Source organism: Pseudoxanthomonas sp. LjRoot125, from assembly GCF_964252705.1.
GTDB lineage: Bacteria > Pseudomonadota > Gammaproteobacteria > Xanthomonadales > Xanthomonadaceae > Pseudoxanthomonas_A.
Window position 1 is genome coordinate 741,686 of sequence record NZ_CAXUOY020000001.1, and the last position, 13,937, is coordinate 755,622.

General features: G+C 66.9%; 14 protein-coding genes. 9 read left to right on the forward strand and 5 right to left on the reverse strand.

The window, feature by feature from the left end; translation table 11 throughout:
* Positions 1-7: 7 nt before the first annotated feature.
* The 8 genes from atpB to ACSION_RS03345 all read left to right on the forward strand — a co-directional run bounded on the left by atpB (position 8) and on the right by ACSION_RS03345 (position 6,787).
* Positions 8-805 carry a F0F1 ATP synthase subunit A gene (gene atpB, locus ACSION_RS03310; protein ID WP_093489853.1) on the forward strand — a complete coding sequence of 266 codons (798 nt, stop codon included), beginning with the start codon at positions 8-10 and terminating at the stop codon, positions 803-805.
* A gap of 66 nt (positions 806-871) precedes the next feature.
* Positions 872-1,174 carry a F0F1 ATP synthase subunit C gene (gene atpE, locus ACSION_RS03315; protein WP_056880791.1) on the forward strand — a complete coding sequence of 101 codons (303 nt, stop codon included), beginning with the start codon at positions 872-874 and terminating at the stop codon, positions 1,172-1,174.
* A 106-nt stretch (positions 1,175-1,280) separates the two neighbouring features.
* A complete protein-coding gene (locus ACSION_RS03320) occupies positions 1,281-1,751 on the forward strand; it encodes a F0F1 ATP synthase subunit B (RefSeq protein ID WP_056880792.1) in 471 nt (156 codons plus the stop codon).
* A gap of 17 nt (positions 1,752-1,768) precedes the next feature.
* Positions 1,769-2,296: a F0F1 ATP synthase subunit delta gene (locus ACSION_RS03325; RefSeq protein WP_435304830.1), complete on the forward strand. Its 528-nt coding sequence runs from the start codon at positions 1,769-1,771 to the stop codon at positions 2,294-2,296.
* 46 nt (positions 2,297-2,342) lie between these two features.
* Positions 2,343-3,890: a F0F1 ATP synthase subunit alpha gene (gene atpA, locus ACSION_RS03330; RefSeq protein WP_435304831.1), complete on the forward strand. Its 1,548-nt coding sequence runs from the start codon at positions 2,343-2,345 to the stop codon at positions 3,888-3,890.
* Between the two features lie 84 nt (positions 3,891-3,974).
* Positions 3,975-4,838 (forward strand): F0F1 ATP synthase subunit gamma, encoded by an 864-nt coding sequence (gene atpG, locus ACSION_RS03335; protein ID WP_093489856.1) that lies wholly within the window; start codon positions 3,975-3,977, stop codon positions 4,836-4,838.
* A 39-nt stretch (positions 4,839-4,877) separates the two neighbouring features.
* A complete protein-coding gene (atpD, locus tag ACSION_RS03340; RefSeq protein ID WP_435304832.1) occupies positions 4,878-6,284 on the forward strand; it encodes a F0F1 ATP synthase subunit beta in 1,407 nt (468 codons plus the stop codon).
* 80 nt (positions 6,285-6,364) lie between these two features.
* Positions 6,365-6,787, forward strand: a complete 423-nt coding sequence (locus ACSION_RS03345) for a F0F1 ATP synthase subunit epsilon (RefSeq protein ID WP_093489858.1) — start codon at positions 6,365-6,367, stop codon at positions 6,785-6,787.
* 61 nt (positions 6,788-6,848) lie between these two features.
* Here ACSION_RS03345 and ACSION_RS03350 read toward each other — a convergent pair whose 3' ends face one another.
* On the reverse strand, positions 6,849-7,253 hold the full coding sequence (locus ACSION_RS03350; protein WP_435304833.1) for a GtrA family protein: 405 nt from the start codon (positions 7,251-7,253) through the stop codon (positions 6,849-6,851).
* Between the two features lie 122 nt (positions 7,254-7,375).
* On the opposite strand from ACSION_RS03350, the gene glmU reads away from it, so the two are divergent.
* Positions 7,376-8,743 carry a bifunctional UDP-N-acetylglucosamine diphosphorylase/glucosamine-1-phosphate N-acetyltransferase GlmU gene (gene glmU, locus ACSION_RS03355; protein WP_435304834.1) on the forward strand — a complete coding sequence of 456 codons (1,368 nt, stop codon included), beginning with the start codon at positions 7,376-7,378 and terminating at the stop codon, positions 8,741-8,743.
* A 16-nt stretch (positions 8,744-8,759) separates the two neighbouring features.
* Here glmU and ACSION_RS03360 read toward each other — a convergent pair whose 3' ends face one another.
* The 4 genes from ACSION_RS03360 to ACSION_RS03375 are packed head-to-tail and all read right to left on the reverse strand — an operon-like array spanning position 8,760 to position 13,927.
* Positions 8,760-10,097, reverse strand: coding sequence for a sensor histidine kinase (locus ACSION_RS03360; protein ID WP_435304835.1), 1,338 nt, complete (start codon positions 10,095-10,097; stop codon positions 8,760-8,762).
* Entirely contained in the window at positions 10,094-11,431 is a 1,338-nt protein-coding gene (locus ACSION_RS03365; RefSeq protein WP_435304836.1) for a sigma-54-dependent transcriptional regulator, read from the reverse strand. The genes ACSION_RS03360 and ACSION_RS03365 overlap by 4 nt, the downstream gene beginning before the upstream one ends.
* 3 nt (positions 11,432-11,434) lie before the next feature.
* A complete protein-coding gene (locus tag ACSION_RS03370) occupies positions 11,435-12,646 on the reverse strand; it encodes an ABC transporter permease (protein ID WP_435304837.1) in 1,212 nt (403 codons plus the stop codon).
* A 57-nt stretch (positions 12,647-12,703) separates the two neighbouring features.
* Positions 12,704-13,927 (reverse strand): ABC transporter permease, encoded by a 1,224-nt coding sequence (locus ACSION_RS03375; protein ID WP_435304838.1) that lies wholly within the window; start codon positions 13,925-13,927, stop codon positions 12,704-12,706.
* Positions 13,928-13,937: the final 10 nt, after the last annotated feature.

Consider the following 13,937-nt stretch of genomic DNA (forward strand, 5'->3'; position numbering starts at 1 on the left):
CCGACACATGGCGGGCGAGGCTCTAACTCCGACCACCTACATCCAGCACCACCTGAAGAACCTCACGGCCCAGGTGGGCGGTGATGGTCCCTTCTGGACGATCAACGTCGACACCTTCGTGACGGCCGTGCTGATGGGGCTGCTGATCGTGTTCGCGTTCTGGCTGGCGACCCGCAAGGCGACCGCCGGCGTGCCGGGCAAGTGGCAGGCCTTCGTCGAGATCATGCTCGAGTTCGTCGACAAGCAGGCCCGCGACACCTACCACGGGACCAGCAAGCTGGTGACGCCCATCGCGATCACCATCTTCTTCTGGATCCTGATGATGAACCTGCTGAAGATGATCCCGGCAGACTTCATCGCCAAGCCGCTCGAACTGCTGGGCGTGCACTACTGGAAGCCGGTCCCCACCGCCGACGTCAATGCCACCCTGGGCATGTCGATCAGCGTGTTCTTCCTGATGATCGTCTTCGCGTTCCGCTCGAAGGGCTTCGGCGGCTTCGCCAAGGAGTTCCTGACGGCACCGTTCGGCAAGTGGATGATGCCGTTCAACCTGATCCTCAACATCGTCGAATGGGTCAGCAAGCCCATCTCCCTGGCGATGCGACTGTTCGGCAACATGTTCGGCGGCGAGATCGTGTTCCTGCTGATCTGGGTGCTGGGCGGCGCGGGCATTGTCGGCATGTTCGGCGGCGCGGTATTCGGCCTGGGCTGGATGCTGTTCCACCTGCTCGTCATCCCGCTGCAGGCGTTCATCTTCATGATGCTGTCGATCGTCTACCTCAGCTTGTCGGAAGACAGCCACTAACGTTTCCGCTTCACCGTTTCGCCTTTTACCATCCACCTTTCAAGCACTTAAGTTCCGGAGATCACCATGGAAAGCATCCTCACCAACCTCGCCCAGGTCCAGGCTTCGACCGCCCTCGCCATCGGCATCATGATCGGCCTGGCCGCGCTGGGCGCGGGTCTGGGTCTGGCCATCATGGCCGGCAAGTTCCTGGAATCGGCTGCCCGCCAGCCGGAGCTGATCCCGGTCCTGCAGGTCCGCATGTTCATCACCGCCGGCCTGATCGACGCCGCGTTCATCATCTCGGTCGCCGTGGGCCTGCTGTTCGCCTTCGCCAGCCCGTTCATCACGATCTTCACCGAGCAGCTGGCCAAGCTGGCCGGCGGCTGAGAAGCCGCGTGAAGCCTGACCGCGGCGGTTCGCCTCCGCGGTCGGCCATCAGGCGTCGCTGGGCGCGCGCGTCGTGCGCGGGCCCTTCCTCACCGGCAGGTTTACGATGAATATCAATCTCACTCTGTTCGCCCAGGCGCTGGCCTTTGCTGGCCTGATCTGGATCATTGCGACCAAAATCTGGCCGCCGCTGCTGGCTGCCATCGAAGAGCGCCAGCAGAAGATCGCTGACGGCCTCGCCGCTGCAGACCGCGCCAAGCGCGACCTGGAGCAGGCCGGGGACCAGGTCAACGAGGCGTTGAAGGAAGCCCGCGTCAAGGCCAACGAGATCATCGATCAGGCCCATGCGCGTGCAAACCAGATCGTCGATGCGGCCAAGAACGAAGCGATCGCCGAAGCCAACCGCCAGAAAGAACTGGCGCAGGCCGAAATCGATGCCGCCGCCACGCGTGCCCGCGAAGATCTGCGCAAGCAGGTGTCCGCGCTGGCCGTCAGCGGTGCCGAGAAGCTGTTGAAGCGCGAGATCGACGCCAACGCCCACAAGGCGCTGCTCGACGAACTCGCCGCCGAAATCTGATCCGGACGATCTGATCGATGAGCCAGGCCCTGACTGTCGCCCGCCCCTACGCCCGCGCCGCCTTCGCGACGGCGCGCGACGAAGGCAACTTCGCCGCCTGGTCGCAGGCGCTGGGTTTCGCCGCGCATGCCGCGGCGGACCCGCGCGTGGCCGCGCTGCTGCCGAATCCGCAGCTGCTGCCCGCGGTGGCGGTGTCGCTGCTGGCGCCCGATGGTGCCAGCGAAGCGTTCACCCGCTTCCTGAGCGTCCTCGCGGATGCCCGCCGCCTGCCGCAGCTGCCGGAAATCGCCGGCCTGTTCGAAGAGCTGCGCGCTGAGGCCGAGCATGTCGTGAAGGCGAAGGTCACCTCCGCCACGACGTTGCCCGCCGGCGAACTCGACGCGATCAAGGCCGCGCTGAAGAAGCGCTTCGGCCGCGAGGTCGAGGTGGAGACGGCGGTCGACGCGTCGCTGATCGGCGGCGCCGTGATCGATGCCGGCAGCGTGGTGATCGACGGCTCGCTGAAAGGCAAGCTGGCGCGCCTGCAGTCGGCGCTGACGCACTGAATTCCCATTGAACCGCCGCGCGCAAGCCGGCACACAGGACTTACCCATGGCTACCACGCTCAACCCCTCTGAAATCAGCGACCTGATCAAGACCCGTATCGAGAAGGTCAAGCTGGCCGCGGAGTCGCGCAACGAAGGCACCGTCACCAGCGTGTCCGACGGCATCGTGCGCATCTTCGGCCTGGCCGACGTCATGCAGGGCGAAATGATCGAGCTGCCGAACAACACGTTCGCGCTGGCGCTGAACCTGGAGCGCGATTCGGTCGGCGCCGTGGTCCTGGGCGACTACGAGCACCTGCGCGAAGGCGACGTGGCCAAGACCACCGGCCGCATCCTGGAAGTGCCGGTCGGTCCGGAAATGCTCGGCCGCGTCGTGAACGCGCTGGGCGAGCCGATCGACGGCAAGGGCCCGCTGGGCACCTCGCTGACCGCGCCGGTGGAGCGCGTGGCCCCGGGCGTGATCTGGCGCAAGTCGGTCGACCAGCCGGTGCAGACCGGTTACAAGTCGGTCGACGCGATGATCCCGATCGGCCGCGGCCAGCGCGAGCTGATCATCGGCGACCGCCAGACCGGCAAGACCGCGATGGCCATCGACGCCGTGATCAACCAGAAGGGCACCGGCATCAAGTGCGTGTACGTCGCGATCGGCCAGAAGGCCTCGACCGTGGCCAACATCGTGCGCAAGCTGGAAGAGAACGGCGCGCTGGCCCACACCGTGGTCGTCGCCGCCACCGCTTCCGAATCGGCCGCGATGCAGTACATCAGCGCCTACTCCGGCTGCACCATGGGCGAGTACTTCATGGACCGCGGCCAGGACGCCCTGATCGTGTACGACGACCTGTCCAAGCAGGCCGTGGCCTACCGCCAGATCTCGCTGCTCCTGAAGCGTCCGCCGGGCCGCGAAGCCTACCCGGGCGACGTGTTCTACCTGCACTCCCGCCTGCTCGAGCGCGCTGCCCGCGTGTCCGAGGAGTACGTCGAGAAGTTCACCGAAAGCAAAGTCACCGGCAAGACCGGTTCGCTGACCGCGCTGCCGATCATCGAAACGCAGGCCGGCGACGTGTCCGCGTTCGTGCCGACCAACGTGATCTCGATCACCGACGGCCAGATCTTCCTGGAAACCGACCTGTTCAACGCCGGCATCCGCCCGGCCGTGAACGCCGGTATCTCGGTGTCGCGCGTCGGTGGCGCCGCCCAGACCAAGATCATCAAGAAGCTGTCGGGCGGCATCCGCATCTCGCTCGCCCAGTACCGTGAGCTGGCCGCGTTCGCGCAGTTCGCTTCGGACCTGGACGAAGCCACCCGCAAGCAGCTGGAGCGCGGCCAGCGCGTCACCGAGCTGATGAAGCAGAAGCAGTACGCGCCGATGTCCATCGCCCTGCAGGCGCTGTCCATCTACGCCGTCAACGAGGGTTACCTGGACGACGTGCCGGTGGCCAAGATCCTGGCGTTCGAAGATGCGCTGCACGCGCACTTCACCAACACCCAGGGCGCGCTGGTCGACACGGTCAACAGCACCGGCAACTGGAACGACGAGATCGAAGGCGCCTTCAAGAAGGGCATCTCCGAGTTCAAGCAGACCGGCACCTGGTAATTGCGTAGGGTGGGCCCCGGCCCACCGTTCGTAGGCAGGCGGATCGCAGGTCCGCCCGACGAAGACGAAACAAGCGAGCGAGACATGGCAGGCGGACGCGAAATCAAAACCAAGATCAAGAGCGTGCAGAACACCCGCAAGGTGACGCGCGCGCTCGAGATGGTCTCGGCCTCCAAGATCCGCAAGGCGCAGGACCGCATGAAGACCTCGCGCCCGTACGCGCGCGCGATGAAGCAGGTGATCGGCCACCTGGCCCAGGCCAACACCGACTACCAGCACCCCTTCATGGTGGAGCGCAAGGACGTCAAGCGCGTCGGCTTCATCATCGTGTCGTCCGACCGCGGCCTGGCCGGCGGCCTGAACAACAACCTGTTCCGCAAGATGCTCGGCGAGATCCGCCAGTGGAACGAGAAGGGCGTCGAGGTCGACGTGGTCACCATCGGCCAGAAGGCCTCGGTGTACTTCCGCCGGGTCAAGGTCAACATGCTGGCCAGCGTGTCCCACCTGGGCGATGCGCCCAAGCTGGACCAGCTGATCGGCGTGATCAAGGTGATGCTGGACGCCTACACCGAAGGCTCGCTGGACCGCGTGTTCGTCGTCTACAACGACTTCGTCAACACGATGACCCAGCGCGCTGCGTTCGACCAGCTGCTGCCGCTGCCCGCCGCGGAAACGCAGGTCGCGCACCACGACTGGGACTACATCTACGAACCCGATGCCGAGACCGTGCTCGACCACGTGATCACGCGCTACATCGAGTCGCTGGTGTACCAGGCCGTGCTGGAGAACATCGCGTCCGAGCATGCGGCGCGCATGGTGGCCATGAAGGCCGCCAGCGACAACGCCAACAAGCTCATCGGCACCCTGCAGCTGGTCTACAACAAGGCTCGCCAGGCGGCGATCACCCAGGAAATCTCCGAAATCGTCGGCGGCGCGGCGGCAGTCTGACGCGCGTAGTCACAAGAATTCATCTAGAGGAATGCAGCAATGAGTCAGGGCAAGATCGTTCAGATCATCGGCGCGGTGGTTGACGTCGAATTCGCGCGCAACGAAGTGCCGAAGGTGTACGACGCGCTGAAGGTGGAGAACACCGCCATCACGCTCGAAGTGCAGCAGCAGCTCGGCGACGGCGTCGTGCGCACCATCGCCCTCGGTTCCACCGACGGCCTGAAGCGCAACCTGGTCGCCGTGAACACCGACAAGGCCATCTCGGTGCCGGTCGGCGCGGGCACGCTGGGCCGCATCATGGACGTGCTGGGCAACCCGATCGACGAAGCCGGCCCGGTGCAGGCGTCGGATCATTGGGAAATCCACCGTTCGGCCCCGTCGTACGAGGACCAGTCCTCGGCCAACGACCTGCTGGAAACCGGCATCAAGGTCATCGACCTGATGTGCCCGTTCGCCAAGGGCGGCAAGGTCGGCCTGTTCGGCGGCGCCGGCGTCGGCAAGACCGTCAACATGATGGAACTGATCAACAACATCGCCAAGGCGCACTCGGGTCTGTCCGTGTTCGCCGGCGTGGGCGAGCGTACCCGCGAGGGCAACGACTTCTACCACGAGATGAAGGACTCCAACGTCCTCGACAAGGTGGCGATGGTGTACGGCCAGATGAACGAGCCGCCGGGCAACCGCCTGCGCGTCGCGCTGACCGGCCTGACCATGGCCGAGTACTTCCGCGACGAGAAGGACGCGGCCGGCAAGGGCAAGGACGTGCTGCTGTTCGTCGACAACATCTACCGTTACACGCTGGCCGGTACCGAAGTGTCGGCGCTGCTCGGCCGCATGCCGTCGGCGGTGGGTTACCAGCCGACGCTGGCCGAGGAAATGGGCGTCCTGCAGGAGCGCATCACCTCGACCAAGACCGGTTCGATCACCTCGATCCAGGCCGTGTACGTGCCCGCGGACGACCTGACCGATCCGTCGCCGGCCACCACGTTCGCCCACTTGGACGCGACCGTCGTGCTGAGCCGTAACATCGCTTCGCTGGGTATCTACCCGGCCGTGGATCCGCTCGACTCGACCAGCCGCCAGCTGGACCCGAACGTCATCGGCCACGAGCACTACGACACCGCGCGCCGCGTGCAGTCGACGCTGCAGAAGTACAAGGAACTGAAGGACATCATCGCCATCCTCGGCATGGACGAGCTGTCCGAAGAAGACAAGCAGGCCGTGTCGCGCGCCCGCAAGATCGAGCGCTTCTTCAGCCAGCCGTTCCACGTGGCCGAAGTGTTCACCGGCTCGCCGGGCAAGTACGTTTCGCTGAAGGACACGATCCGCGGCTTCAAGGCGATCTGCGATGGCGAGTACGACCACTTGCCGGAGCAGGCGTTCTACATGGTCGGCGGTATCGACGAAGCCGTCGAGAAGGCCAAGAAGCTCGCCGAGAAGGCGTAAGCACGTAAGGTGGGCTTCGGCCCACCTTGTCGGCAATCCGTGGCGGGCCTCGGCCCGCCCTACACGGCAAAGAGAGTTCCATGAGCACCATCCGTTGCGACATCGTCAGCGCCGAGCAGGAAATCTTCCACGGTGAAGCCACCCTGGTCGTCGCCACCGGCGAACTGGGCGAGCTCGGCATCGCGCCGAAGCACGCGCCGCTGATCACCCGCCTGAAGCCGGGCAAGGTGGTGGTGACGCTGGCCAGTGGCGAGCAGCTGGACTTCGCCATCTCCGGCGGCATCCTCGAGGTGCAGCCGCAGGTCGTCACCGTGCTGGCGGATACCGCCGTGCGTGCGACCGACATCGATGAAGCGCAGGTCCGCAAGGCCAAGGAAGAAGCCGAGCGCGTGCTGTCCCACAAGGACCCGAAGATGAGCGTGGAAGAAGCCCAGGCCCAGCTGGCCATGAGCATCGCCCAGCTCAGCGCACTGGAGCGCCTGCGCAAGAACCTGAAGCACTGAGGTTCCGCACCCTGTTGCATCGGAAACGCCGGCCCTGTGCCGGCGTTTTCGTTTCCGGGCCTTAGCGGTAGACCACGTGCCGCCAGAGGAAGAAGGCGACGACCGCCAGCACGCCTTCCACCAGCGGCTTGGCCAGCCAGGCATGGGCCAAGCCAAGGGACGTCGCCACCCACGTCACCGCCAGCGTGCTCACCACCGTCAGCGGGACCCACACGAGCAGGAACTTGGCGAAGCGCCACCAGCCGAGCCGTGCGGTGCCGTCACGCGCGAAGGTCACGCGTCCGTTCAACCAGAAGCCGAGCAGCGCACCGCTGATGCGGCCCGCCAGGTTGCCGGGTGCCGCAGGCACGCCGAGCGCGGTCAGTCCGACGAAGACCAGCCAGTCCAGCAGCAGCTGCGCCACACCGACGGCGATGTAGTGGCCGCCCTGGCGGAACAGCAGATGGCGTGGCGTGGGGTCGCTCATGCGTGCATGGTACCCGCCGGCACGCGTGGCGATGGCACCACTCCGGCGCGATCTGCGTTGAAGGGGGAATTGCTACCATGCGACGACATCGCGACGCCGCACAGCCACAGGGACACGCGCACATGAAGCCACTCCACGTCGTCATCCTCGCCGCCGGCGAGGGCAAGCGGATGAAATCCGCGCTGCCCAAGGTGCTGCAGCCGATCGCCGGGCGGCCGATGCTGGCGCACGTGATCGAAGCCGCGCGCACACTGTCGCCGGCCGGGGTGCACGTGGTCTACGGCCATGGTGGTGACCAGGTGCAGGCAGCCTTCACCGACCAGCCCGACCTGCACTGGGCACACCAGGCGCAGCAGCTGGGTACCGGCCATGCCGTCGCGCAGGCGATCCCGGCCATTCCCGACGGTGCGCGCGTGCTCGTGCTGTACGGCGACGTGCCGTTGACCCGCAGCGAAACGCTGCAGCGCCTGCTCGATGCGCCCGGTCGCCTGGCGGTGCTGGTCGCCGAGCCGGTCGATCCCACCGGTTATGGCCGCATCGTCCGCGATGAAGCGGGCCGCGTGGCCGCCATCGTCGAGCACAAGGACGCCGACGAAGAGCAGCGCCGCATCCGCATCATCAACACCGGCATCATCGCCGCCGACGGCAGCGCGCTGAAGGGCTGGCTCGCCCGCCTGTCGAACGACAATACGCAGGGCGAGTACTACCTGACCGACGTCTTCGCGATGGCGGCGGATGAATTCACGCCGGCCGAAATGGTCCTGGTGGGCGAGCCCATCGAAGCGGAAGGCGCGAACGATCCGTGGCAGCTGTCGCAGCTCGAGCGCGCCTACCAGCTGCGCGCCGCGCGCGCGCTGTGCGTGCAAGGCGCACGCCTGGTCGACCCGGCGCGCTTCGACCAGCGCGGCACGGTCACGGTGGGGCGCGATGTGCAGATCGACGTCGACGTGGTGCTGGAAGGAACGATCGAACTGGGCGATGGCGTCGTCATCGGCCCGTTCACGCGCTTGAAGGACGTTTCGCTCGCGGCCGGCACGCAGGTGCGCGCGCACTGCGACCTGGAAGGCGTCGCCAGCGAAGGTGCCGCATTGATCGGCCCCTATGCGCGCCTGCGCCCCGGCACCGTGCTCGCCGAGGGCGTGCACGTGGGCAACTTCGTCGAAACGAAGAACGCGCGCATCGGCGTGGGCAGCAAGGCCAACCACCTGACGTATCTCGGCGACACCGTCATCGGTACCGGCACCAACATCGGCGCCGGCACCATCACCTGCAACTACGATGGCGTGAACAAGTCCACCACGACGATCGGCGATCGCGTCTTCGTCGGTTCGAACTCCTCGCTGGTCGCACCGGTGACGCTGGCGGATGGCGCGACGATCGGTGCCGGCTCGGTGATCTCGAAGAATGCCCCGGCCGACAAGCTGACCGTCGCGCGTGCTCGGCAGATGACGGTCGAGGGTTGGCAGCGGCCGGTGAAGCAGCCGAAGTAAGGCTCGCTTCGCGCCGTTACGCCGCCGGCGCGTCCGGCAACTGGATCGCCACGCACAGGCCGCCGCCATCGCGGTTGTGCAATGACAGGCGGCCGCCGTGCGCTTCGATGATCTCGCGCGTCAACGCCAGGCCCAGCCCGGTGCCGTTGCGTTTGGTGGAATAGAACGGCACCAGCGCGTTTTGAAGCACCGCATCGTTCATGCCCGTGCCGCGGTCCATCACCTCGATACGGACCCAGCCGGGCAGGCGGGTGACGCGCACGGACACGCCGTCGGCCGTGGTGCCGGACTCATGCGCGTTCTTCAACAGGTTCAGTAGCGCCTGCTCGATCTGTGCCAGGTCGATGCGACCGTCGATGTCGGTTTCCTGCATCGACAGCTCGAAGCCGATCTGCCGCTGCAGGCCTTCCAGGAAGGCGCGCCAGTGCACGGTATGCAGTTGCGGCTGGGGCAGCTTGGCGAAGCGCGCATAACCGCGGATGAAACCTTCCAGGTGGCGCGCACGGTCTTCGATGGTGCCGAACACTTCTTCCAGCCGCTCGTGCTTGCCGCGGCGGACCAGCTCCGCGCCCGAGTGCGCCAGCGAGGCGACCGGCGCCAGCGAATTGTTGAGCTCGTGGCTGATCACGCGGATGACCTTCTTCCAGGTCATCACTTCCTGCCGGCGCAGCTCGTTCGTCAGCAGGCGCAGCAGCAGCAGTTCGTGCGGACGCCCGTTGAGGCGGAAGTTGCGGCGCGCGAGGTGGTAGACCTGTTCTTCCTCGTCGCCCTCTTCGCTGCCGATGGCGAACAGGCTGTCGCCGCTGCGGGCGAGCGCCTCGCGCATCTCCACCGGTGATGCTGCCACCAACGTGTCGTAGTCCTGCCCTTCCAGCTTCCATCCGCCGTGCAGCAGCTTGCGCGCGGCGACGTTGGCGAAGACCACGCGGCGCACGCCATCGCCGCCGGGGGCGACAAGCAACATGGCCACCGGTGTGTTCTGCACCATCGTGTCGAGCAGCAGTTCGCGCTGCACCAGGGTCTGCCGCTGCTCGCGCAGGACCTCGCCCAACGCGCCGTGCGAGCGCACGAGTTCGGCGAGTTCGTCGCTGCCCTGCCAATGGATGCCGAAGTTGTACTCGCCATCCCGATAGCTGTTGACGCTGCCCGCGAGCGCGCGGAACAACGAGCGCGTGCTGCGCAGGCCGCGGTGGATCGCCCAGGCCGCCAGCGGAAGCACGACGAGCGCGGAAAGCAGTACCGCCAGCAGGTCGTCCTGCAGCCAGTGCGACAACGCGACCGGCAGCACCAGCGCCACCACCAGCAACGGCAGCAGCCAGGACAACACGCGACCGGCGAGCGAGCGGCGGATCATGTGGCCTTGATGCCGAAGCGTTCCATGCGCCGGTACAGCGCCTGCCGGCTCATGCCGAGGTCGGTGGCGGCCTGCGCGATCACCCCGCCGGCACGCGCGATGGCGGCCTCGATGTCGGCACGCTCAGGCTCGGCCACGACCGTCGTGCGCACGGGCACCGCCCGCGGCAGGTTGAGGTCGCCGGCTTCGATGCGCTCGCCCATCGCCAGCAGTCCCGCGCGCTGGATGACGTTGCGCAATTCGCGCACGTTGCCGGGCCACGCATGCCGCAGCAGCGCGGCGCGCGCGCTCTCGCCGAGCGGCTTGTCGTCGGGGCGGAAGCGTTCGGCCAGCGGCAGGATGTCGCCGGGACGTTCGGCCAACGGCGGGAGTGCGAGCTCGATCGCGTTGAGTCGGTAGTAGAGGTCTTCGCGGAAGCTGCCATCGCGGATCATCGTGGGCAGGTCCGCGTTGGTCGCGCTGATCACGCGCACCGCGACCTTGCGCTCGCGGTTGGAGCCCAGGCGCTCGAAGCGCCCGGTTTCCAGTACGCGCAACAGCTTCATCTGCCCGGTCAGCGGCAGGTTGCCGATCTCGTCGAGGAACAGCGTGCCGCCGTCGGCCGCTTCGAACTTGCCCTCACGCGCCTTGTTGGCGCCGGTGTAGGCGCCGGCGTCCGCGCCGAACAGTTCGGCCTCGATCAGCTCCGACGGCAGCGCACCGCAGTTGAGGGTCACGAACGGGCCCTGCTTCACGCTGGAATTCGCCTGGATGATTTCGGCGATCTTTTCCTTGCCGGCCCCGTTCGGCCCGGTGATCAGCACCGGCAGGTCGGAGCGGGCCACCTGGCAGGCGAGCGCGATCACGCGTTCGCTGGCGGGGTCTTCGAACACGAGGTTGCGCAGGTGGTATTTCTGTTCGAGCTGATGGCGGCTGCGTCGTTCGCGGCTGCGCCGACGGTCGAGTTCGCGGCGCGTCTCGGTCAGTTCGAGCAGCGTGTTGACCGTGGCCAGCAGCTTGCGGTCGTCCCAGGGCTTGGCCACGTAGTCGGCGGCACCGGCCTTGACCAGGTTCACCGCCGCTTCCAGATGCGTCCACGCGGTCAGCAGGATCACCGGCATGTCGGGCCATTCGGCGCGCAGGTCGATGAACAGCTGTTCGCCTTCCGCGCCGGAGGTGGTGTCCTCGCTGAAGTTCATGTCCTGGATGACCAGGTCCACCGGCTGCTCGCGCAGCAGCGCCAGGCCCGCCGCCGGTGATTCGGCGTGCAGGGTGTCGATGTCGTGCAGGGAGAACAGGACTTCCAGCGCCGTACTGACGGCCAGGTTGTCGTCGATCACGAGGATGGTAGGCATGCGCTATAGCCTAACCGAAGGGCTGCGACTGACGAGATGCGGCGGGATGCGGCGGGCCAGGTACGCGGGCCATGCAGCGGCCACTTGCACGGCCAACGCGACCCAGGTGGCGACGGCCAGCATCGATCCCATCGATGGCGTACTCGCCAGCCACGCCGGCGCGATGCGCGGCAGCAACCAGCCGCCGCAGGCCAGGCCGAGCAATGCCGCTGCGCAGGCCAGCCACAGGTATTCGAGACGCAACCGGCGCGCCAGTTGGCGGCCGGTGGCACCGGCGGCCCGGCGCAGACTGAATTCCTGCGCATGTTCCTGCACCCAGCGTTGGCCGCCGAGCATCAACAGGCCGAGCGCGGAGACCCACCAGGCGATGCAGGCGCCCACCGACCAGCCGGCACGCAGGCGGGGCGCATGCAGCGACACGTCGCGCAATGCGGCCATGTCGACAGGATCGGCGGTGACGACGGCGGGGTAGGCGGCCGACAGGACCGACCGGATGCGCGCCGCCATGTCGTCGCTGGTACCTGCGTGGCGCACCAGGAACTGTGCATCGCCTGCACGCACCATCCGCACCGGCAGCATCATGGCCAGGTCGCGCGCATCGGGCGCACTCGCCGGTGGCGGCACCCGTTCGATCACGCCGACGACGCGCAGGTGCGCGCCCGGTGCGGTCAAGAGAGTACGGCCGAGCGGGTCGACGTCACCGTACAGGCGCGTGGCCAGCGCGGAGGAAATGATGGCCGGCCCCAGGCCTGCGTGCAGGTCGGCCTGGTCGCCGGCATAGTCGCGGAACTCGCCCGGCAGGAAATCGCGTCCATGCATCGTGGCGATGCCGAGCGTCTTGCTGAAGTGCTCATCGGCGAGGAACACCGACACGGTGTTCCGTTCGGCGGGACGTGCCAGCGTCCATGCGTGCACGCTCCACGCGTTGCTCCCATACGGCACCTGGTTGGCCGCCGTGGCGGACAGCACGCCGGGCACGCTGCGCAAGCGATGCAACACGTCGTCCACGCCCGGATCCGACGCCGGCGTCATCTGCATCCACGGCACCAGCAGCAGGCCGGTGTCGTCGATGCCATCCGGCGAGGCGCGCGCGGCCTGCAGGTCCGTCAGCGCTTGCCAGGCTTGCAGGCAGAGCACCACGCCGATCGCCAGTTGCAGGGCGATCAACCAGGTGCCCGCATGGTGGCGTCCCAGCAGCAGGAAAGGAGGAGACATGGGAACTCCGTCGGGCCGCGCACGCCGGTGGGGCGTACGCGGCAGGGAGCCGATGGATCAGGCGGTACGCGTGGCGACCGCGGGCGGCACCGACGCCGCCTTGCGCGCAGGACCGTACACGGCCACCTGGCCCAGCAGCCACAGCAGCACGGCACCGACCGGCAGGTAGAGCAACGGCAGGCGCGGCAGTTCGTACTTGCCCATCAGCAACTGGTTGATGCCGTAGGCCAGGATCATGCCGATGACGATGCCCAGCGTGGCCAGCAGGAAGTTCTCTGTCTGGAAGTAGCGCAGGATCTGGCCCTTGGTCGCGCCCAGCGCACGGCGGATGCCGATCTGCTTGGTGCGCTGCTGCACCCAGAAGCTGGCCAGGCCGACGATGCCCAGCGCGGTGACCACCAGCAGCGAGATGATCACGGTGATCAGCAGCCAGGCCATCGCGCGGTCGCCGCGGTAGTAATCGCTCTTGATGTCGCTGAAGGTGCCGTCGCGCAGCACCAGACGGCGTGCGCTGTTCTTCTCCAGCGTCGCAAGTGCGGCCTTCAGGACTTCCATGCGGCGTTCCGGCGTGGTCCGCAGCACGAAGGTCCCCATGGTGAGGTCCTTCGCCGGCAGGATCATCGTGTAGCCGGCTTCCGCAGGGCCACCGTTGTCGTTGGTGCGGATCAGCCGGTCGACCACGCCGACCACCCGGTGCGGCACGTTGTCGGCATTCCACGAAATGATGGTCTTGCCGATCGCGCTCTCACCCGGGAACAGCTTGTTCGCCAGCTCCCGGCTGAGGATCACCGCAGGCATCATGACCTTCGCGTTCTGCTTGTTGATCTCGGTCCAGTTGACGTACTCGTCTGGCGTGAAGTCGCGGCCTTCGGCCAGCCGCAGGCCCAGCGTATCGATCACCGCATCGCCCAGATAGACGTTCGCTTGGGCGGTGGGACGCTCCTGATCCGGCAGCAGTTGGATCGAGGTGTTCCACGAGGAGTTGTCGAACGGCACGTGGTTGATGCTGCCGGCGGCTTTCACGCCCGCCAGCGCGCGCAGGCTGGCGACGTCCTGCTTTACCAGTGCGTCGGCTTCGGGGTTTTCACCGAGGTTGCCCATGCTGATGCGCACGATCTCCTCGTTGGCCATGCCGGTGGGGCGATCGATGCGCTCCAGTCGCTGGGTGATGAGGAACACCGCGTTGCAGATGATGGCGCACGACAGCGCCACTTCCAGCACGATCAGTGCGGCGGCCGTCTTGTGGCGGGCCAGGGTGGAGAGGATGGGGCGGATGTCCATGACGTGCCTC

Bases quoted from the DNA above. Each gene is read 5' to 3' on its own strand.
- atpB (WP_093489853.1), top strand. From the start codon at position 8: ATGGCGGGCGAGGCTCTAACTCCGACCACCTACATCCAGCACCACCTG.
- atpE (WP_056880791.1), top strand. From the start codon at position 872: ATGGAAAGCATCCTCACCAACCTCGCCCAGGTCCAGGCTTCGACCGCC.
- ACSION_RS03320 (WP_056880792.1), top strand. From the start codon at position 1,281: ATGAATATCAATCTCACTCTGTTCGCCCAGGCGCTGGCCTTTGCTGGC.
- ACSION_RS03325 (WP_435304830.1), top strand. From the start codon at position 1,769: ATGAGCCAGGCCCTGACTGTCGCCCGCCCCTACGCCCGCGCCGCCTTC.
- atpA (WP_435304831.1), top strand. From the start codon at position 2,343: ATGGCTACCACGCTCAACCCCTCTGAAATCAGCGACCTGATCAAGACC.
- atpG (WP_093489856.1), top strand. From the start codon at position 3,975: ATGGCAGGCGGACGCGAAATCAAAACCAAGATCAAGAGCGTGCAGAAC.
- atpD (WP_435304832.1), top strand. From the start codon at position 4,878: ATGAGTCAGGGCAAGATCGTTCAGATCATCGGCGCGGTGGTTGACGTC.
- ACSION_RS03345 (WP_093489858.1), top strand. From the start codon at position 6,365: ATGAGCACCATCCGTTGCGACATCGTCAGCGCCGAGCAGGAAATCTTC.
- ACSION_RS03350 (WP_435304833.1), bottom strand. From the start codon at position 7,253: ATGAGCGACCCCACGCCACGCCATCTGCTGTTCCGCCAGGGCGGCCAC.
- glmU (WP_435304834.1), top strand. From the start codon at position 7,376: ATGAAGCCACTCCACGTCGTCATCCTCGCCGCCGGCGAGGGCAAGCGG.
- ACSION_RS03360 (WP_435304835.1), bottom strand. From the start codon at position 10,097: ATGATCCGCCGCTCGCTCGCCGGTCGCGTGTTGTCCTGGCTGCTGCCG.
- ACSION_RS03365 (WP_435304836.1), bottom strand. From the start codon at position 11,431: ATGCCTACCATCCTCGTGATCGACGACAACCTGGCCGTCAGTACGGCG.
- ACSION_RS03370 (WP_435304837.1), bottom strand. From the start codon at position 12,646: ATGTCTCCTCCTTTCCTGCTGCTGGGACGCCACCATGCGGGCACCTGG.
- ACSION_RS03375 (WP_435304838.1), bottom strand. From the start codon at position 13,927: ATGGACATCCGCCCCATCCTCTCCACCCTGGCCCGCCACAAGACGGCC.